Annotated in this window: 16 protein-coding genes; 11 read left to right on the forward strand and 5 right to left on the reverse strand. The window is 50.3% G+C overall.

The genetic code is table 11. The annotated features are described in order from the left end of the window. Nucleotides 1-60 precede the first annotated feature (60 nt). From pflA to ycaO, 4 genes are all read right to left on the reverse strand, one after another. Nucleotides 61-801 carry a pyruvate formate lyase 1-activating protein gene (gene pflA, locus JC793_RS05985; protein WP_004235814.1) on the reverse strand — a complete coding sequence of 247 codons (741 nt, stop codon included), beginning with the start codon at nt 799-801 and terminating at the stop codon, nt 61-63. A gap of 104 nt (nt 802-905) precedes the next feature. Beyond that, a complete protein-coding gene (pflB, locus tag JC793_RS05990; RefSeq protein WP_166707326.1) occupies nt 906-3,188 on the reverse strand; it encodes a formate C-acetyltransferase in 2,283 nt (760 codons plus the stop codon). Nucleotides 3,189-3,242: 54 nt separating this feature from the next. Continuing rightward, entirely contained in the window at nt 3,243-4,103 is an 861-nt protein-coding gene (gene focA, locus JC793_RS05995) for a formate transporter FocA (RefSeq protein WP_046893841.1), read from the reverse strand. Nucleotides 4,104-4,408: 305 nt separating this feature from the next. Continuing rightward, nucleotides 4,409-6,190 carry a 30S ribosomal protein S12 methylthiotransferase accessory factor YcaO gene (ycaO, locus tag JC793_RS06000; protein WP_166707327.1) on the reverse strand — a complete coding sequence of 594 codons (1,782 nt, stop codon included), beginning with the start codon at nt 6,188-6,190 and terminating at the stop codon, nt 4,409-4,411. 353 nt (nt 6,191-6,543) lie between these two features. Between ycaO and serC the strand changes: the two genes are divergently transcribed. The 11 genes from serC to kdsB all read left to right on the forward strand — a co-directional run bounded on the left by serC (nt 6,544) and on the right by kdsB (nt 19,116). Then, nucleotides 6,544-7,629 (forward strand): 3-phosphoserine/phosphohydroxythreonine transaminase, encoded by a 1,086-nt coding sequence (serC, locus tag JC793_RS06005; protein ID WP_218427811.1) that lies wholly within the window; start codon nt 6,544-6,546, stop codon nt 7,627-7,629. Nucleotides 7,630-7,713: 84 nt separating this feature from the next. Then, nucleotides 7,714-8,991 carry a 3-phosphoshikimate 1-carboxyvinyltransferase gene (aroA, locus tag JC793_RS06010; protein WP_218427812.1) on the forward strand — a complete coding sequence of 426 codons (1,278 nt, stop codon included), beginning with the start codon at nt 7,714-7,716 and terminating at the stop codon, nt 8,989-8,991. 116 nt (nt 8,992-9,107) lie between these two features. Continuing rightward, nucleotides 9,108-9,797, forward strand: coding sequence for a (d)CMP kinase (cmk, locus tag JC793_RS06015; protein WP_046893844.1), 690 nt, complete (start codon nt 9,108-9,110; stop codon nt 9,795-9,797). Between the two features lie 226 nt (nt 9,798-10,023). Further along, the gene (rpsA, locus tag JC793_RS06020) at nt 10,024-11,697 is read left to right on the forward strand and encodes a 30S ribosomal protein S1 (protein WP_004235822.1); all 1,674 of its coding nucleotides are present in this window, start codon (nt 10,024-10,026) and stop codon (nt 11,695-11,697) included. A gap of 65 nt (nt 11,698-11,762) precedes the next feature. Next, nucleotides 11,763-12,047, forward strand: coding sequence for an integration host factor subunit beta (gene ihfB / locus JC793_RS06025; protein ID WP_004235823.1), 285 nt, complete (start codon nt 11,763-11,765; stop codon nt 12,045-12,047). A gap of 376 nt (nt 12,048-12,423) precedes the next feature. After that, complete coding sequence (locus tag JC793_RS06030; RefSeq protein ID WP_166707329.1) at nt 12,424-14,724, forward strand: DNA internalization-related competence protein ComEC/Rec2; 2,301 nt, start codon at nt 12,424-12,426, stop codon at nt 14,722-14,724. Nucleotides 14,725-14,761: 37 nt separating this feature from the next. Beyond that, nucleotides 14,762-16,507 carry a lipid A ABC transporter ATP-binding protein/permease MsbA gene (gene msbA, locus JC793_RS06035; protein WP_208323143.1) on the forward strand — a complete coding sequence of 582 codons (1,746 nt, stop codon included), beginning with the start codon at nt 14,762-14,764 and terminating at the stop codon, nt 16,505-16,507. A 12-nt stretch (nt 16,508-16,519) separates the two neighbouring features. Beyond that, on the forward strand, nt 16,520-17,503 hold the full coding sequence (gene lpxK / locus JC793_RS06040) for a tetraacyldisaccharide 4'-kinase (RefSeq protein ID WP_166707330.1): 984 nt from the start codon (nt 16,520-16,522) through the stop codon (nt 17,501-17,503). A gap of 360 nt (nt 17,504-17,863) precedes the next feature. Further along, entirely contained in the window at nt 17,864-18,079 is a 216-nt protein-coding gene (locus tag JC793_RS06045; RefSeq protein WP_004241772.1) for a cold-shock protein, read from the forward strand. Between the two features lie 105 nt (nt 18,080-18,184). After that, entirely contained in the window at nt 18,185-18,361 is a 177-nt protein-coding gene (locus JC793_RS06050) for a Trm112 family protein (protein ID WP_072056875.1), read from the forward strand. A 5-nt stretch (nt 18,362-18,366) separates the two neighbouring features. Beyond that, a complete protein-coding gene (kdsB, locus tag JC793_RS06055) occupies nt 18,367-19,116 on the forward strand; it encodes a 3-deoxy-manno-octulosonate cytidylyltransferase (RefSeq protein WP_046893848.1) in 750 nt (249 codons plus the stop codon). 60 nt (nt 19,117-19,176) lie between these two features. On the opposite strand, the gene elyC is transcribed toward kdsB, so the two are convergent. After that, complete coding sequence (elyC, locus tag JC793_RS06060; RefSeq protein WP_166707331.1) at nt 19,177-19,974, reverse strand: envelope biogenesis factor ElyC; 798 nt, start codon at nt 19,972-19,974, stop codon at nt 19,177-19,179. Nucleotides 19,975-20,048 lie beyond the last annotated feature (74 nt).

The raw sequence follows: 20,048 nt of genomic DNA on the forward strand, positions 1-20,048 counted from the left end.
CGGCGGCGCAAACAAAAACAGCACACCTGGGTGTGCTGTCAGCAATAACAGTGAAATAACTTAATACATCACTTTATGACCATAGCTTTCCAGGATGGATTTCACTTTTTCCATGGTCTCTTTTGACGGCGGCTTAACACCATCAAGTTTGTATTCTTCATTCATTGCCGTCCACTTATGCTTTCCTAACTCATGATAAGGCAGCAGTTCAATTTTCTCGATATTCTTCATATCTTTGGTGAAATCACCGAGAAGGTGGGCGGAATGCTCATCATCAGACCAGCCCGGCACGACAACATAGCGTACCCAGGTTTTCTGATTCCGTTCAGCGAGATAACGGGCAAACTGTAATGTACGGTGATTGGACACACCGACTAAATTCTGGTGGATGCTGTCATCGAGTTGTTTTAAATCCAGCATAACCAAATCCGTCACTTCCATCAGCTCATCGATGACCGGGTCATAACGACGGACAAAACCATTGGTATCCAGGCAGGTGTGAATACCTTCTTTTTTACATTCACGGAACCAGTCACGCACGAACTCAGCCTGCAGTATCGCTTCACCACCGGATGCTGTCACACCACCGCCGGATGCATTCATAAAGTGACGGTAAGTGACCGCTTCTTTCATTAACTCGTCGACAGTGACTTCCTGACCGTCATGCAGATCCCATGTATCGCGGTTATGGCAATACAGGCAACGCATCAGACAGCCCTGGAAAAAGACGATAAAACGAATACCCGGACCATCAACGGTCCCGCAGGATTCAAATGAGTGAATACGACCTAATACTGACATGACAGGATTACTCCAAAACTGACCAGTTATAATAAAGGCCCCGAAACAGAGGGGCCTTTTAGTTTAAGTTATTTTAATAAGACAGCAAATGGTTACCGCACAAATTACATGGATTTTGTGAATGTACGGGTAATAACGTCTTTCTGCTGTTCTTTAGTCAGTGAGTTGAAACGAACTGCGTAACCAGAAACACGGATAGTCAGCTGAGGATATTTCTCAGGATTTTCCATTGCTTCTAACAGCATTTCGCGGTTCATTACGTTCACGTTCAGATGCTGACCACCTTCGATGCTTGATTCGTGGTGGAAGTAACCATCCATCAGGCCTGCCAGGTTAGTACGACGAACATCGTCATCTTTACCTAACGCGTTTGGTACGATAGAGAAGGTGTAAGAAATACCATCTTTCGCGTAAGCAAACGGCAGTTTGGCAACGGAAGTCAGAGAGGCAACAGCACCTTTCTGGTCACGGCCGTGCATAGGGTTAGCACCTGGTCCGAACGGAGCGCCTGCGCGACGGCCGTCAGGAGTGTTACCGGTTTTCTTACCATACACAACGTTAGAAGTGATGGTCAGAATTGACTGTGTAGGTACTGCGTTACGGTACATGTGGTGTTTCTGAATTTTCTTCATGAAACGTTCAACGATGTCACATGCGATGTCATCAACACGGGAGTCGTTGTTACCGAACTGCGGATATTCACCTTCGATTTTGAAGTCAATGGCCAGGCCGCTTTCGTCAATAATCGGGCTTACTTTCGCATATTTGATAGCAGACAGGGAGTCAGCTGCAACAGACAGACCTGCGATACCACATGCCATAGTACGATATACGTCACGGTCATGCAGAGCCATCAGAGCTGCTTCGTAGCTGTACTTGTCGTGCATATAGTGGATGCAGTTCAGTGCAGTTACATAGTTAGTTGCCAGCCAGTCCATGAACTCGTCCAGACGAGCCATAACAACGTCGTAATCCAGAACATCTGAGTGAATTGGTTCGTGTTTAGGACCAACCTGGATTTTCAGTTTTTCGTCAACACCGCCGTTGATTGCATACAGCAGGGTTTTAGCCATGTTTGCACGGGCACCGAAGAACTGCATTTGTTTACCGACGATCATCGGGCTCACGCAGCATGCGATTGCGTAGTCATCGTTATCAAAGTCAGGACGCATCAGGTCATCGTTCTCATACTGTACAGAAGAGGTATCGATAGACACTTTAGCTGCATAACGTTTGAAGTTCAGAGGCAGTTTTTCAGACCACAGGATGGTCATGTTTGGTTCCGGTGAAGGACCCATGGTGTACAGGGTGTTCAGGAAACGGAAGCTGTTTTTGGTTACCAGAGTACGGCCGTCGGTACCCATACCTGCCAGAGATTCTGTTGCCCAGATTGGGTCACCGGAGAACAGTTCATCATACTCAGGGGTACGCAGGAAGCGGACCATACGCAGTTTCATGATCAGGTGGTCAACGATTTCCTGAGCTTCAACTTCAGTGATTTTGCCTTGTTCCAGGTCACGCTGAATGTAAACATCCAGGAAAGTAGAAACACGGCCGAAGGACATTGCAGCACCGTTCTGAGACTTAACAGCAGCCAGGTAGCCGAAGTAAGTCCACTGTGCAGCTTCCTGAGCGTTAGCAGCAGGACGGGAGATATCCAGACCGTATTTGGCAGCCATTTCTTTCATCTGGCCTAATGCACGGTGCTGTTCTGCGATTTCTTCACGCAGCTGGATAGTTTCACGCAGATCTTCACCGCTTTCTAATTTAGCCTGCAGAGAAGTGAACTGTGCGAATTTGTCTTTCATCAGGAAGTCGATACCGTACAGTGCAACACGACGGTAGTCACCGATGATACGACCACGGCCGTATGCGTCAGGCAGACCGGTCAGAACACCGGATTTACGGCAGCGGATGATGTCCGGAGTATAAACGTCGAACACACCCTGGTTGTGAGTTTTACGGTAATCGGTGAAGATTTTTTCGATTTCCGGGTTCATTTCGCGGCCGTAAGCTTTGCATGAACCTTCGATCATACGGATACCACCGAACGGCAGCATTGCACGTTTCAGAGGTTTTTCAGTCTGCAGACCAACAACTTTTTCTAAATCTTTGTTGATGTAACCGGCATCGTGAGAAGTGATAGTAGACGGCAGATCAGTGTCAAAATCGACAGGAGCATGGGTGCTGTTTTCGATTTTGATGCCTTCCATGACAGTAGTCCACAGTGCGGTTGTTGCATCTGTAGCGCCTGCTAAGAAAGACTCATCGCCTTCATATGGGGTGTAGTTTTTCTGGATAAAGTCACGGACGTTAACTTCCTGTGACCAGTCACCCAGATTAAAGCCTTGCCATGCTGAAGCGAATTTTTCATTTAATTCTGACATGATACTTTACCTTTTAACAATGGAACTTAGAAATTCAGTCGTGATAAACAGAGATTAATGCTTCTGGTCACCGCGTAAATGAATCAGCCAATAAGTCAGACCTACTAAAACTGCACCACCAATGATGTTACCGATGGTGACCGGAATCAGGTTGTTAATCACAAAATCAGAAACTGTCAGGGACGGAAACTGTTCAGGCGACGAACCAACCATAGTCCAGAATTCAGGAGGTGCAAAATTTTTAATCACAATCCCCATCGGGATCATAAACATATTGGCGATACTGTGCTCAAATCCGCTGGCAACAAACATACCGATAGGTAAGACTAAAGCTAAAAGTTTATCGGTCAGACTACGGCCTGCGTAGCTCATCCATACCGCCAGACAAACCATTAAGTTTGCCAGAATCCCGAGACAGACGGCTTCAATAAAGGTGTGATGAAGCTTATGATCCGCTGTTTGCAGGATATTTAATCCCCACAGCCCGTTGGCTGCCATTGATTGTCCGGCGTACCAGATGAGGGCGACAAAGAAGAGGGCGCCGACCAGGTTACCGAAATACACGCGGGTCCAGTTTGCAAACATCTGTCCCCAGGTGATGCGCCCGGTGGCTTTTGCCACGCTGGTTAATACGGTGGAGGTGAATAAGTCAGCCCCGCAAACCACAACCAGCATCAGACCGAGCGAGAAACATAAACCACCGATAAGTTTTGCGATACCAAAAGGCACTATGCCTGCGGTACCGGTGGTGGCTGTAATATAAAAGACAAAACCTACTGAGATGAAAATTCCTGCCATAAATGCAGATAAGTATGTGATGTGAGGGGATTTCGTTGCTTTATAGACACCCACATCGTCTGCAACATGTGCCATAGCGGCAGGAGATAATAAATTAAAAAGTGCGTCAGTTTTCATAATGCTAACTGTCTCTTGATTCCAAATAATTATAGCACGCAATGATAGTAACAAAGGGTGAAAAAATTAAACTTGATGTGGATCATAAAGGCGTTCAAGAGAATCGTCAAATATCCCTGAAAAAGTTGAAAAATCAACATAAGTTGATGTATATAAAGAAAAAACAATTTTTTAAAAATTGTAATATATTTTTATTTTTTATTTTTTATTTAATTAAAGTAAAAAATCAGGTTAACTTGTCGTTTTTGTGTTACTTAAAACGAACAAATTAACCTAATATTTACGTTTATTGCTATTTACGACGATTAAATTGCATTTTTATCGTTTGGCCAAAAATGCGCTTTTGCTTTTTGCAGTTTTTCATAAGCTGCCAGCAGTGCCTGATGAGCAGGAAATGCGGTTAAGTTATTATCAGATGCACATAATCCGAAGAAACAGTTTTTGCCGTTCAGGGCATTTAAGGCCGCATCCAGTGTTTCCTGACCGTACATGCGTGCAAACGCAGGAAGGTATTGTTCCGCGTCACGATCCGGCTCCTGCGTCAGTAATAACAGGGTATGCAGACAGCGGTAATAGTTTGCCCGCGCAGCACTGAGGACACTGGCGTTGAAGTCCTGTGTCCACTCGACCCAGGCCAGCGCCTGATCAGTATCACCACCCGCCAGAGCCAGCATGGATTTCAGCTCACCGATACGCAGGGTGGACCAGCCGTTATCTTTACCGGCGGCAATGCCCAGTAACTCACGGACACGGGTGAAATCGTCATGACCTTCCTCATCCAGCTGTGCCAGCAGAGAGAGATAATCTTCCGGGCTGTAACGGCTTTCCGGCAGGGCGAGGATCGTTTCACGCAGGTGAATACCCATGGCGTTATTGGCCATATGCAAATCTTCCGCCGGATAAATATCGGACATCCCCGGTACCAGGATACGGCAGGCATACACACCCAGATGTTCATAATCGGCGATATACACTTCGTGGCCGGATGCCGCGAACTGCGCCATCAGTGTGGCAAATTCTTCTTCTGTGGTACCGCGGAACTGCCAGTCTGCGAAATCATAATCCGCATCCTGTTTAAACAGATCCCAGCTGATCAGGCCGCTTGAATCGATAAAATGTGTTTCCAGGTTGGTCTGATCCGCCACTTCCTCATCATCAAATGTCGGCGGAGTGAAGACATCCAGGTCTTTCAGGCTGCGTCCCTGTAACAGCTCAGTGACAGTCCGCTCCAGTGCAACACCGAAATCAGGATGAGCGCCGAAAGAGGCAAAGCAAGTGCCGTTGGCCGGGTTAAACAGTACCACGCAGATCACCGGGTACTGACCGCCGAGAGAGGCATCAAAACAGAAGATCGGGAAACCTTCATTTTCCAGGGTGCGGATTGACTCAACAACCTGAGGATAACGCGCCAGCACCGCTTCCGGGATTGCCGGTAAGCTGATGCGCTCAGCAATAATGCGGTTTTTCACATAACGTTCAAAGACTTCCGATAACCCCTGAACCCGTGCTTCATTGCGGGTGTTCCCGGCAGACATGCCGTTGGACACATACAGGTTGGCGACGATATTCATCGGAATATAGACCGTTTTGCCGTCAGACTGACGGGTAAACGGCAGGGCGCAGATACCGCGCTCTTCATTGGACGATTGCAGATCAATTAACTGACTGCCCTGCAAATCATTTTCCGGATCATAATAGTCGCGCAGATACTGATCGAGAATACCTTCCGGCAGAGAATCATCGTCTGTCAGCGGGAACCATTTCTCATCCGGATAGTGAACAAATTCCCCGTTGGCAATGGTTTCACCCAGCCAGAAATCGGCAAAAAAGTAGTTGGTGGACAGACGCTCAAAATACTCGCCCAGCGCGGAGGCCAGTGCGGCTTTTTTCGTGGCCCCTTTACCGTTGGTAAAACAGAGCGGGCAGTCAGTATCACGGATATGCACGGACCAGACGTTCGGCACCGGGTTGAGCCACGAGGCTTCTTCAATATTGAAACCCAGCTGTTGTAATTTCTGCTGAAAGCGGCTGATGGAATCTTCAAGGGCGGCATCTTTGCCGGGAATAAAAGTATGTGTTTGCGTCATGGGATCCACAATTGCTGTAACGGCCCGCTGCATGCGGGCTCAGGAATACCGGGGAAGAAAGGCGCACATAATACGGATTTTTCGTGTCAGCGGCTACCTTTGTGAATGTAAAGTTACCACCGCGTTATTCCGCTGTATTTCCGCCGTGCGTCATGTATCTCCGGCAATACATTATATAATATCCCAATCTGATGGTCAGAGGCAGTCAGATATTCTGCCGGGCGATAAAAAGGGTTTGCCGCCCATCATGCAATAAGCGTTGCAGCGAAGGATGGGGAGTGATAAAACCGAGAGACAGGGCGTATTCATATGATGGATATACAGGGCGTTAATTTACAGATAGGGTGAGGTCAATGAGTCAGGTATACAATTTTAGTGCCGGTCCGGCTATGCTGCCGGTTGAAGTACTGCGCCGTGCTGAGCAGGAACTGTGCAACTGGCGCGGGCTCGGCACCTCAGTCATGGAAATCAGCCACCGCAGCAAAGAATTTATGTCCGTGGCGAAGGAAGCGGAAAATAATCTGCGTCAGATCCTCGCTGTGCCGGATAACTATAAAGTACTGTTCTGTCACGGTGGTGCACGCGGCCATTTTGCCGCACTGCCGATGAACCTGCTGGGTGAGAAAACCAAAGCGGATTATGTGGTGGGCGGATACTGGGCGGAATGTGCGGCAGAAGAAGCAAAAAAATATTGCACACCGAACATTATTAACGTCAGAACCGAATCGGAAGACGGTATCGGTGTGAAGCCGATGAGCGAATGGCAGCTCAGTGATGACGCAGCCTATGTGCACTACTGCCCGAACGAAACTATTGATGGTATTGCTATTCACGAAGAGCCGGACTTCGGCGATAAAATCGTGATCGCAGATTACTCGTCCGCTATCCTGTCAAAACCGCTGGATGTCAGCCGTTTCGGGGTGATTTATGCGGGTGCACAGAAAAATATCGGCCCGGCGGGGCTGACCCTGGTGATTATCCGTGAGGATCTGCTGGGCAAAGCACGCAGAGAAACCCCGTCCATCCTCGATTATACCGTTCTGAGCGGATGCGATTCCATGTTCAACACGCCGCCGACCTTTGCCTGGTATCTCTCCGGTATGGTCTTTAAGTGGCTGATTGAGCAGGGCGGATTACAGGAAATTGCCCGGATCAACTATGACAAAGCACAACTGCTCTATTCAGCAGTCGATCACAGTGATTTCTATATTAACCGTGTGGAGGCAGCCAACCGTTCTCTGATGAACGTACCGTTCCAGATGTCTGATCCGTCACTGGACAGCAAATTCCTCGCCGAAGCACAGGCCGCAGGGCTGGTTTCCCTGAAAGGGCATAAAGTGGCCGGCGGTATGCGCGCTTCCATTTATAACGCAATGCCGTATGAAGGCGTGCGCGCACTGGCTGAATTTATGGCGGAGTTTGAAAGCCGTCACAGCTGATTTTTTGCAGACATTTTTCCGGGACCGGATTGATATCCGGCCCCGTTTTTCGTTTTTATGTTATACACCGGAGAATAATTTCGTATGGATTCCCTGACGTTACAACCCATCGCCCGCATTAACGGAACGATTAACCTGCCCGGCTCCAAGAGTGTCTCTAACCGGGCACTGCTGCTGGCGGCACAGGCAGCGGGCACCACACGCCTTATCAACCTGCTCGACAGTGATGATATCCGCCATATGCTCAGTGCACTGCGGGAACTGGGGATACGTTATCAGCTTTCTGACGACAAAACCGAATGCATCGTGGAAGGTCAGGGCAAACCGATCAGCGGATTTAAAGGTATTGAATTGTTCCTGGGCAATGCCGGGACGGCGATGCGCCCGCTGACGGCAGCACTGTGTCTGGGGGATAATGACATTACGCTGACCGGCGAACCGCGGATGAAAGAGCGTCCGATCGGCCATCTGACTGATGCGCTGCGTCAGGGCGGCGCACAGATTGATTTCCCGGAAAATGACGGTTACCCGCCGCTGCGTATCCGCGGCGGCTTTACCGGCGGCCGTATCAGTGTGGACGGTTCGGTATCCAGCCAGTTCCTGACCGCGCTGCTGATGGCTGCACCACCGGCAGAGAATGACACGGAAATCACCATCACCGGTGAGCTGGTGTCCAAACCGTATATTGATATCACACTGGCGATGATGTCCGTGTTTGGTATTACGGTGGTGAATGAAGATTACCGCCGTTTCCTGATCAAAGGAAAACAGCAGTATCAGTCCCCGGGGCAGTACCTGGTGGAGGGGGATGCCTCATCCGCTTCTTATTTCCTTGCAGCGGCGGCGATTAAAGGCGGCACGGTGCGGGTTACCGGTATCGGGCGCAACAGTTTGCAGGGGGACACGCAATTTGCGTCAGTACTGGAAAAGATGGGTGCGAAGGTCACGTTTGCGGACACGTACATCGAATGCACCCGTGATACCCTGCACGGTATCGATATGGACATGAACGCCATTCCGGATGCGGCGATGACTATTGCCACCACCGCGCTGTTTGCGGAGGGGACAACCACTATCCGCAATATCTATAACTGGCGGGTGAAAGAGACAGACCGCCTCAGTGCGATGGCGGCGGAACTGCGCAAAGTCGGTGCACAGGTGGAAGAGGGGCATGATTACATTCAGGTGACCCCGCCGGCAAAACTTCAGCACGCGGAAATTGAAACCTATAACGATCACCGGATCGCCATGTGTTTCTCGCTGGTGGCACTGTCAGACACCCCGGTCACGATTCTCGATCCGGGCTGCACGGCAAAAACCTTCCCCGGCTACTTCAGTGAACTGGCGGCGCTGTCAGAATAAAAAAGCGCTGTTCCGCGCACAGGACGTTTCCTCTGTTGTCACAGATGCGTATAATACCGGCATCTTTTTTCAGGCGGCCGTTGTGACGGCCGCCGGACTGCGACAGGAGAGCGCGCATGGCAGTATATGTTCCGGTTATCACCATTGACGGCCCGAGCGGCGCGGGCAAAGGGACACTTTGTCACGCACTGGCAAACGAAATGGGATGGCACTTACTGGACTCCGGCGCAATTTACCGCGTTCTGGCGCTGGCGGCACTGCATCATCATGTGGATATCACCTCAGAAGATGCACTGGTTCCGCTGGCTGCCAATCTGGATGTGAAATTCCTGGCAAAAGAATCCGGCCTTGAGATTATTCTGGAAGGTGAGGATGTCAGCCGGGGTATCCGTCAGGAAGAGGTGGGCATGACTGCCTCACAAATCGCGGCATTCCCGCGTGTCCGTGAAGCGCTGCTGCGCCGTCAGCGTGCATTCCGTGTGGCACCGGGCCTGATTGCCGACGGCCGTGACATGGGTACTGTCGTGTTCCCGGATGCACCGGTGAAAATTTTCCTCGATGCCAGTGCGCAGGAGCGCGCCCACCGCCGGATGAAGCAGTTGCAGGATAAAGGCTTTAGTGTTAATTTTGACCGCCTTCTTGCTGAGATAGAAGAGCGCGATTACCGCGACCGCAACCGTGCGGTTGCCCCGCTGGTCGCTGCCGGCGATGCGCTGATTCTGGACTCAACAACCATGTCAATTGACGACGTTATTGCCGAAGCCCTCCGTTATACGAAGGCAAAACTGGCAGAAACGGCGGAATGATAAACAAAATTTGCGGGAAATCTGACTGAAAACGTGTTTTTTAGTAGGTTTCTGTATTCGTTTTTGTTTATAATGTTAAGTTGAAGTTTTTTACCGGCAGAGAACAAGGCAAAGAAGCAGTTTTCTGCCACCCCTTTGTGACAAGGAATGTTGCAAGGTATGTGAAACAACCCCATTCGGCCGGATGCTAAATGGACGTTAATACTTAAACACTTGAAGATCAAACATGACTGAATCTTTTGCTCAACTCTTTGAAGAATCCCTGCAGGCTATCGAAACTCGTCCGGGCGCTATCGTCCGTGGTACCGTTGTTGCTATCGATAAAGACGTTGTTCTGGTTGACGCAGGTCTGAAATCAGAATCTGCTATTCCGGTAGAACAGTTCAAAAATGCTCAGGGCGAGCTGGAAATCCAGGTTGGCGACGAAGTTGATGTTGCTCTGGACGCAGTAGAAGACGGTTTCGGTGAAACTGTTCTGTCCCGCGAGAAAGCAAAACGCCACGAAGCGTGGCTGATGCTGGAAAAAGCATACGAAGAAGCTGAAACTGTTACCGGTGTTATCAACGGTAAAGTGAAAGGCGGTTTCACTGTCGAACTGAACGGCATCCGTGCGTTCCTGCCGGGTTCACTGGTTGACGTGCGTCCTGTTCGTGACACCACGCATCTGGAAGGCAAAGAGCTTGAGTTCAAAGTAATCAAGCTGGATCAGAAACGCAACAACGTGGTTGTTTCCCGTCGTGCAGTTATCGAATCAGAAAACAGCGCAGAGCGCGATCAGCTGCTGGAAAACCTGCAGGAAGGCATGGAAGTTAAAGGTATCGTTAAGAACCTCACTGACTACGGTGCATTCGTTGATCTGGGCGGCGTTGATGGTCTGCTGCATATCACTGATATGGCGTGGAAACGTGTTAAACATCCAAGCGAAATCGTGAATGTCGGCGACGAAATCACTGTTAAAGTGCTGAAATTCGACCGTGAACGTACCCGCGTATCTCTGGGCCTGAAACAGCTGGGCGAAGATCCTTGGGTCGCAATCGCTAAGCGTTACCCTGAGAACACCCGTCTGACCGGTCGCGTGACCAACCTGACTGACTACGGCTGCTTCGTTGAAATCGAAGAAGGCGTTGAAGGTCTGGTACACGTTTCTGAAATGGACTGGACCAACAAAAACATCCACCCATCTAAAGTTGTTAATGTGGGCGACGTTGTTGAAGTTATGGTTCTGGACATCGACGAAGAACGTCGTCGTATCTCCCTCGGCCTGAAACAGTGCAAATCTAACCCATGGCAGCAGTTCGCGGAAACTCACAACAAAGGTGACCGCGTTGAAGGTAAAATCAAGTCAATCACTGACTTCGGTATCTTCATTGGTTTAGATGGCGGCATCGACGGTCTGGTTCACCTGTCTGACATCTCCTGGAACGTTGCAGGCGAAGAAGCAGTACGTGAATACAAAAAAGGCGACGAAATCGCAGCTGTTGTTCTGCAGGTTGATGCAGAGCGCGAGCGTATCTCTCTGGGCGTTAAGCAGTTAGCTGAAGATCCGTTCAACAACTACACCGCTGTTACCAAGAAAGGTGCTATCGTCACCGGTAAAGTAACTGCAGTAGACGCTAAAGGCGCAACTGTTGAGCTGATGGATGGCGTTGAAGGTTACCTGCGTGCATCAGAAGCTTCACGCGACCGCGTTGAAGATGCTACTCTGGTTCTGAGTGTTGGTGATGAAGTTGAAGCTAAATACACCGGTGTTGATCGTAAAAACCGTGTAATCAACCTGTCTGTACGTGCAAAAGACGAAGCGGATGAAAAAGACGCTATCGCTACTGTAAACAAACAGGAAGAAGCTGGTTTCTCTAACAACGCAATGGCAGAAGCTTTCAAAGCAGCTAAAGGCGAGTAATTAAGCAGCGGCAGGCCGCGCAAGCGGTCTGCTTTTATGATAATCAGGGTAGTCCAGGAGGTTATATGACCAAATCTGAACTGATTGAGAAGCTGGCAGGCCAACAATCTCATCTTCCGGCTAAAGTTGTTGAAGAGGCAGTAAAAGAGATCCTTGAGCATATGGCAAATACGCTTGCTGACGGCGAACGTATTGAAATCCGTGGATTCGGCAGTTTTTCTCTGCACTACCGTGCACCGCGGGTAGGTCGTAACCCGAAAACCGGCGAACAGGTGGAACTGGAAGGTAAACACGTTCCTCACTTCAAACCGGGCAAAGAGTTACGCGACCGCGCAAATATCTATGCTTGATTCTTGACAGAGATAATAAAAATGACGCCGCCGGCGTCATTTTTTTTACAAAAAAAAAATCAGAATATTATTATTGTAAAAATGTTAATGATTTATTAATAATATAGAGTTTTATAAGGTTCTGGTGTTGGCAATGTTTAATGTATTTAATAACAGGCTGCCGGAGCTATAATATTCAGTTCATCATAAAATACTATTAAAAAGTGGACTGTCTTTATAATGAAACAAATAATTGTGAGTTAACTCGCATAAAATAATTGATTATTTGTATGATTGAAATATAAATTCGTGACAACTCTCATTTTTCTTTTATCGTAATAAAACGCAATACCATTAATTACATAATACCGGTCTGTTTACCTTCCGGATAAGTAATATGCAAGTCATGGTTGTGCTGAAATATCTGTTTCCCCGCCCGCTGTCACTGTGGCTGGTTGCGGCAGCGGTAGTGGCCGGAAACCTGCCGTTACTGCTGATACCACGCCTGTTGTCACCGGCAGAAAATCTTTTGTTATCCGGCTGTGTCTGCGTATTGTTTCTTATCCGGACGCGGCTGAGTTTTTTTATTCGTATTGTTGCAGGAACTTTCTTAGCAGTTAATATTCATCTCAGTAATACGCTGTCACTCTTTTCTGCAGAACAACCGGAATATATTGATATCATAACCCGCGATATTATGATCAATCCATCTGATTATTATTCAGTCAGGGGTCGTGTTATTAATATAAATAATAAAATCTATAATGATACGGCTTTTATTAATATAAAAATAAAAGGGGCATTTAAACCGGTGTGTGCCGGAGAGATGTGGCGCATATACCGCCCTGTATTACGGCCGGTACATGGTCAGTTAAATGAAGGACAATCAAACCGGCAGCAATATTTACTGTCCGAACGGGTTCTGTTTTCCCTGACGCCCGGGCGCAGCGAAAAATTATCTTCAGGTTGCAATCTGCGCCAGAGGATGATCGCGCGATATCTTCCCCGGATGGATAACCTGCCGCACAGCGGCCTGATGGCGGCGCTCCTGTTTGGTGAACGACGCGGTATCACACCGGAGCAGCGCAGACTGGTGCAGGAAACCGGTGTGGCACACGTGGTGGCCATCTCCGGACTGCATATCGGACTGGCAGCATTATGGGGCTGGTGGGCCGGGCGGTTACTGTTACTGCTGTTACCGCAGCGTGTCATGTCATATGGTATTCCGGTGGTGCTGTCAGTCTGTGCCGCCATTGTCTATGTCTGGCTGGCCGGATTTGCCGTTCCCGCCTGCCGCGCGCTGGCTGCGTTGTTGTTGTGGCACCTGCTGCGCTGGCGGCATTACCATCTGCCGGCGTATCAGTTTGTTATGATAAGCGCCGCACTGCTGTTGCTGGCTGATCCGCTGACGATTCTGTCCGCCGGATTCTGGTTGTCTTATACGGCGGTGGCCGCATTACTGTTCTGGCATCATACCGGCGTTTTATCCCGCCGGCCTGCTGTTATCCCTGGAACACGCGTTACCCGTCTGCGGCGCAATATCCGGCTGTTTCTCTCTTATCAGAGCGGATTGTTTCTGCTGTTGCTGCCGGTTCAGGGATTTTTCTTCGGTGGTGTCAATGTGTTGTCGTTCCTCAGTAACCTGTGGGTTGTACCGGTGATCTCTTTTCTGACCGTGCCGTTACTGTTTGCCGGATTACTGACAACGCCTGCACTGCAGCTGGCGGATTATTCTCTGGCACTGGCATTATGGCCGCTGCCGTTTCTGGCGCAGGGTTGGCTGGTTACCGGACACATCGCCCTGATATGGATGCCGCTTATGTGGATTGCTGTTTATATCATCCGGCTGGATATGTGGCGTCAGCATCCGCTGTTGTTGCCGGGGATGGTGCTCAGTTGTTGTCTGTATCTGCGGAAAACCCCGCCGCCGGAATGGTCGGTCACATTGCTGGATATCGGGCACGGACTGGCGGCGGTTGTCATAAAGGATGGCAGAGCTGTGCTGTATGACACCGGCAACCGTTTCGGATCCCGGGATGACGGGCTGCGCACGGTGCTGCCTTATCTGCGTTATCACCGGCTGGTTCCTGACCGGATTATTATCAGCCATGATCACCGCGATCACACCGGCGGTCTGGATTCACTACGCCGCGCTTATCCTGCCGCAGTGGTCAAAGGCAACATCCCGCAGGCAGATACACCCTGCCGTCGCGGGGAGCGCTGGGTATGGCAGTCATTGTACTTTGAGGTGTTATGGCCGGATGAAAAATATCAGCTGAGTAAAAATGACGGCTCCTGTGTTATCCGTATCAGTGACGGGAAATATCAGGTTTTGCTGACCGGTGACATTGAAAGACAAGCAGAAATACAGCTGATGAAGTATAACGATGAACTGTCGGCCACCGTACTGCAAGTTCCGCACCATGGCAGCAAAACCTCATCATCAGAATTTTTTATTCGTGCGGTAAATCCCGCTTTCGCACTGGTTTCTGTTGCACGCTATAGCCCGTGGCGTCTGCCTTCTGATAAAGTACGCCGTCGTTATCATCATCTCGGCGTGCAGTGGCATGACACCGCGCACAGCGGCCAGATTACGGTCCGTTTTTTTGCCGGAAAGATATCCGTTGTGACATACCGTTTTCACCTCTCTGCCCGCTGGTTCAGCGCATGGTTTGGAGATCAGGCGGTAAACGGGTAATATAGGCAGCTAATTTTTGGTATTGGTAAACGCAATAATGAAAGATATTGATATTTCAACCCGGCAAACATTCCGCCGGTTATGGCCGACAATCGCTCCGTTTAAAACAGGTATCATCGTGGCGGCTATTGCGTTAGTCATCAATGCGGGCGGTGATGCGTTTATGCTGTCGCTGCTGAAACCGTTGCTTGATGACGGTTTCGGTAAAGCCGAGAGTGATTTTCTCCGTATTATGCCGCTGATTATCCTGGGGCTGATGCTGCTGCGCGGTATCTCCAGTTTTGTCTCCAGCTACTGCCTCTCCTGGGTTTCCGGTAAAGTGGTTATGACCATGCGCCGTAACCTGTTCCGCCATATGATGGGGATGCCGGTTTCTTTCTTTGATCAGCAATCCACCGGGACTCTGCTTTCCCGTATCACTTACGATTCTGAACAGGTGGCTTCCTCTTCCTCCGGCGCACTGGTAACCGTTGTCCGTGAAGGCTCGTATATTATCGCGCTGTTCGGCATTATGTTTTTTAACAGCTGGCAGTTGTCACTGATTCTGATTGTCATCGCCCCGATCGTGGCCTTTGTTATCCGCAGAGTGTCTGTACGTTTCCGTGAGATCAGCAAAAACATGCAGAGCGGTATGGGGCAGGTTACCGCCAGTGCCGAGCAGATGCTGAAAGGCCATAAAGAAGTCCTGATTTTCGGCGGTCAGAAAGTGGAAAATGATCGCTTTGATAAAGTCAGCAACCATATGCGCCGCCAGGGAATGAAACTGGTTACCGCCTCTTCTGTTGCTGATCCGATTATCCAGGTTATCGCTTCATTTGCGCTGGCATTTGTCCTGTTTGCCGCCAGTTTCCCTGAAATTAAAGATGCACTGACACCCGGTTCCATCACGCTGGTCTTCTCCTCAATGATTGCCCTGATGCGTCCGCTGAAATCCCTCACTAACGTGAATGCCCAGTTTCAGCGCGGGATGGCTGCGTGTCAGACACTGTTTGTTCTGCTTGATATGGAGCAGGAAAAGGATACCGGTACTAAAGTACTGAAAGATGCCAAAGGTGATGTGGCGTTTGAGAATGTAACGTTCCGTTATCAGGGGAAAGAGAATCCGGCGCTGAAAAATGTGTCGTTTACTATCCCGTCAGGTAAAACCGTGGCACTGGTCGGCCGCTCCGGCTCCGGGAAGTCCACCATTGCTAATCTGATCACCCGTTTCTATGAAATCGAAAGCGGGCATATTACGATCGACGGCAATGATATCCGCGACTACACACTGGCATCGCTGCGCAGTCAGGTGGCGCTGGTATCGCAGAATGTACACCTCTTCAATGATACGGTTGCGAACAACATCGCGTATGCCACAGAAGGGAAGTACACCCGCGAACAGATTGAAAAAGCCGCTGAAATGGCGTACGCCATGGACTTTATCAACAAAATGGACAAAGGGCTGGATACTGAAATCGGTGAAAACGGCGTTCTGCTTTCCGGTGGTCAGCGTCAGCGTATTGCGATTGCCCGCGCACTGCTGCGCGATGCACCGATCCTGATACTCGACGAAGCAACGTCGGCACTGGATACCGAATCTGAACGTGCGATTCAGGCCGCGCTGGATGAGTTACAAAAAAACCGTACCTGTCTGGTGATCGCGCACCGCTTATCCACGATTGAGAAAGCCGATGAGATCCTCGTGGTGCAGGATGGTGAAGTACAGGAGCGCGGTACGCATGATGAACTGGTGAAACAGCCGGGGATCTATGCACAGCTCTATAATATGCAGTTTGGTCACTAAGCGGCTCTGCTGATGATTGAAAAGATTTGGTCCGGCCGCTCAAAGCTTTATCTGCTGCTTTTACCGCTCTCATTTCTGTATGGCGCGGTGAGTGGTCTGCGGCGCTGGTTATTCCGCTCAGGGCTGAAAAAATCCCGCCGGATGCCGGTACCGGTGGTGGTGGTCGGTAATCTGACCGCCGGTGGTAACGGCAAAACCCCGGTGGTTATCTGGCTGACAGAGCAACTGCTGGCCCGGGGCTATCGTCCCGGGGTGGTTTCCCGCGGTTACGGCGGTAAATCGGATCATTATCCGCTGCTTATCACCGGAGAAACCACGACGGCACAGGCCGGTGATGAGCCGGTGCTGATTGCCCGCCGTACCGGTGTGCCGGTTGCGGTTGCCCCGGATCGTGCCGCCGCAGTGGACGCTATTTTGCAGCACTCGCCGGTGGATGTGATTATCACTGATGATGGTTTGCAGCATTACGCACTGGAACGCGATATGGAAATCGTGGTGATTGACGGCGAACGCCGTTTCGGTAACGGCTGGTGGCTGCCCGCCGGGCCGATGCGGGAACGGGCCGGACGTCTGAAACAGGTGGATGCGGTGATCGTCAACGGTGGTACGGCACAACCCGGTGAAACCGTGATGCAGCTGGTGCCGGGTGAGGCCGTTAATCTGTCAGACGGCAGACGCAAACCGGTGACGGAGCTCGGTGAGTGTGTGGCAATGGCCGGTATCGGACACCCGCCGCGCTTTTTTGCCACTCTGAATTCACTGGGTGTGACGCCGGTACACTGTGTTGCGTTTCCTGATCACCAGTCTTACAGCCCGGAGCAGCTTTCCGCACTGATAAAGCCGGGTCAGTCGCTGCTGATGACAGAGAAAGATGCAGTGAAATGTTTTGCCTTTTCTGAAACTGACTGGTGGTATTTACCGGTCAGCGCCGCGGTTTCTGCAGAATCCGCCAATTTAATTCTGGATAAAGTCATATTCCTCATAAAAAATGCATAAAGGGGCTTGTGCTTTTTATCTGAATGTGGCTTAATCAAAAAGTTGTATTTCTGTGATGTATTTCATATCTCACTGTGCAACCAATCCGCGTGTCACTCATAATTCTGATCCCGCTGTCATAATTTTTTCACACCACCTTGTTAATCTTGTGGTGCGGATGACCGGATCCCGCGGATAAACGGTATGTTTTGCAGAAGGTGTCTGACCGGCTGCAAATCAGGATAAAAAATAATAACTATAATGTTTTGCTCGTTACCGGGTGGCTGTTCGCAAAGAGAGTACCCGTGTTACCCGGCCGGAGCAGACATAACCCGTGATGGGGTGTATTCCATTACCGGTGATATAAAAGGAGTTAATACTATGTCTAAACAATTACAACTTGGCCGCGTTAAATGGTATGACGCGAAAGAAGGTTACGGTTTCATCTCCCCGGTTAACGGCGGCGACGATATTTGGGTAACCCGTAACGGGATAGCCAATTCCCGTAACAAATTACTGTGCGAAGGGCAGGAAGTGGAATTTTCACTGACCCGCGGCAGTTATGGTATTGCAGCGAACGATGTGATCGCGCTGTAAGCAGTAAAAAACGCGATTATCTCAGTGATATCGCAACAACAGAGTTAACGGTGAGACCGGGCTTATGTTATTCTGAGCCAACGTTTTTATCTCATTGGGGGACGTATGGATCACCGTTTACTCGAAATCGTGGCCTGCCCGGTTTGCCACGGCAAACTCAGCTACGACAAGCAAAATCTTGAACTCATCTGCAAAGGCTGCCGTCTGGCCTATCCCGTCCGCGACGATATCCCTGTCTTATTAGAGAATGAAGCCCGCGAATTACCGGCCTCAGAAGGATAATCTCCATGTTTACCGTTATCATTCCCGCGCGCTATGCGTCCACGCGTCTGCCCGGTAAGCCGCTGGCCGATATCTGCGGCAAGCCGATGATTGTCCGTGTGATGGAGCAGGCAAAACGTTCCGGTGCCGCAAGAGTCATTGTCGCCACAGATACTCAGGCCGTATTTGATGCCGTAATCGCAGAGGGCGGCGAAGCCTGTATGACGCGCGAAGATCATCAGTCCGGGACAGAGCGCCTGGCGGAAGTGATTGATCACTATCAGTTTGCTGATGATGAGATTATCGTGAATGTTCAGGGCGATGAACCGTTAATCCCTGACAGTATTATTGCGCAGGTTGCTGAAAATCTGGCAGCCAGCGAAGCCGGTATGGCTACCCTGGCGGTAAAAATCACCACCGCGGAAGAAGCGTTTAACCCGAATGCGGTTAAAGTGGTGATGGATAAACAGGGTTATGCACTCTATTTCTCCCGCGCCACTATTCCGTGGGATCGCGAGCGCTTTATGCACAGCCGTGACAGTGCAGGTGATAATTTCCTGCGTCATATCGGCATTTACGCTTACCGTGCCGGGTTTATCCGCCGTTATATTCAGTGGGAAACCAGCCCGCTGGAGAAAATCGAGATGCTCGAGCAGCTGCGTGTGCTCTGGTACGGCGAAAAGATCCATGTCGCGGAGGCATCAGAAGCGCCGGGCACCGGTGTTGATACCCCGGAAGATCTTGAAACCGTGCGCAGATTGTTTGCCGCCCGCTGAGCGATATCAGTTATAAACAAAACGCGGGTCACTTCACTGAACCCGCGTTTTTGTTGTCTTCTATTCCTGTTCGTCATTATCTGACGTTTTCACCGCCTGCCAGATACGCCCGAGCCCCTCATACCAGACCCGTTCGCTGTGTGATAAATAATACGCGGATGGAATCGTCTTTTCCCAGCTGTGAAGCGGTGTGGTGATAGCCAGCTGATTGGCCGGAGCCGGAACCGGATGCAGGCCGCGTGCCTCAAAGAAAGCTTTGGCGCGGGTCATATGACTGGCGGAAGTCACCAGCAGGAACGGCGCGTTACCCACGATTTTTTCCACTTCTTCCGCTTCTTCTTCGGTATCTTTCGGCAGTACCAGCGGCAGTGTACGTTCAGCCGGAATTCCCAGTGACTGTGCAACCTCTGCCGCGACTTCCGCGCTGCTGATACTGTTTGCACCCGGCCCGCCGGTGAAAATCAGCGTTGCCTGCGGGTAGCGCAGTGCAAGGCGCACACCTTCCGCCACGCGCGGCAGGCTGTTGCTGATCAGATTGGCGGATGGCGCCCATTCCGGGTTATAGGTAAAGCCGCCGCCGAGTACCACGATATAGCGCAGATCCTGCTGCTGAACCTCCGCCGGGGTGATGAGCTCATAGCGTTTATCATACGGTTTTTCTGCTGTCAGCAGCAGAGCATCTGCCACCGGTTGCAGGCTGAGCAGCACCAGCCCGAGCCAGCTCACGGTGATCAGGGTTTTGCCGGTTTTCTGCCGGCGGGAAAACCACAGCAGCAATAATCCGGCAAGCATCAGCAGGAGCATAAACGGCAGCGGCAACAAAAAACCGCCGAGGTATTTTTTCAGGGCAAACAGCATGAGCGTACCTTAAATATGATTGATTTATCACCGGTTAACGGCAGGAGCCTGCACAAATCGGGTGACATTAAACA

It is taken from the genome of Morganella morganii (assembly GCF_019242955.1).
GTDB classification, from domain to species: Bacteria; Pseudomonadota; Gammaproteobacteria; order Enterobacterales; family Enterobacteriaceae; genus Morganella; species Morganella sibonii.

Coding starts and splice junctions, on each gene's coding strand:
- pflA (WP_004235814.1), bottom strand. CDS start 801: ATGTCAGTATTAGGTCGTATTCACTCATTTGAATCCTGCGGGACCGTT.
- pflB (WP_166707326.1), bottom strand. CDS start 3,188: ATGTCAGAATTAAATGAAAAATTCGCTTCAGCATGGCAAGGCTTTAAT.
- focA (WP_046893841.1), bottom strand. CDS start 4,103: ATGAAAACTGACGCACTTTTTAATTTATTATCTCCTGCCGCTATGGCA.
- ycaO (WP_166707327.1), bottom strand. CDS start 6,190: ATGACGCAAACACATACTTTTATTCCCGGCAAAGATGCCGCCCTTGAA.
- serC (WP_218427811.1), top strand. CDS start 6,544: ATGAGTCAGGTATACAATTTTAGTGCCGGTCCGGCTATGCTGCCGGTT.
- aroA (WP_218427812.1), top strand. CDS start 7,714: ATGGATTCCCTGACGTTACAACCCATCGCCCGCATTAACGGAACGATT.
- cmk (WP_046893844.1), top strand. CDS start 9,108: ATGGCAGTATATGTTCCGGTTATCACCATTGACGGCCCGAGCGGCGCG.
- rpsA (WP_004235822.1), top strand. CDS start 10,024: ATGACTGAATCTTTTGCTCAACTCTTTGAAGAATCCCTGCAGGCTATC.
- ihfB (WP_004235823.1), top strand. CDS start 11,763: ATGACCAAATCTGAACTGATTGAGAAGCTGGCAGGCCAACAATCTCAT.
- JC793_RS06030 (WP_166707329.1), top strand. CDS start 12,424: ATGCAAGTCATGGTTGTGCTGAAATATCTGTTTCCCCGCCCGCTGTCA.
- msbA (WP_208323143.1), top strand. CDS start 14,762: ATGAAAGATATTGATATTTCAACCCGGCAAACATTCCGCCGGTTATGG.
- lpxK (WP_166707330.1), top strand. CDS start 16,520: ATGATTGAAAAGATTTGGTCCGGCCGCTCAAAGCTTTATCTGCTGCTT.
- JC793_RS06045 (WP_004241772.1), top strand. CDS start 17,864: ATGTCTAAACAATTACAACTTGGCCGCGTTAAATGGTATGACGCGAAA.
- JC793_RS06050 (WP_072056875.1), top strand. CDS start 18,185: ATGGATCACCGTTTACTCGAAATCGTGGCCTGCCCGGTTTGCCACGGC.
- kdsB (WP_046893848.1), top strand. CDS start 18,367: ATGTTTACCGTTATCATTCCCGCGCGCTATGCGTCCACGCGTCTGCCC.
- elyC (WP_166707331.1), bottom strand. CDS start 19,974: ATGCTGTTTGCCCTGAAAAAATACCTCGGCGGTTTTTTGTTGCCGCTG.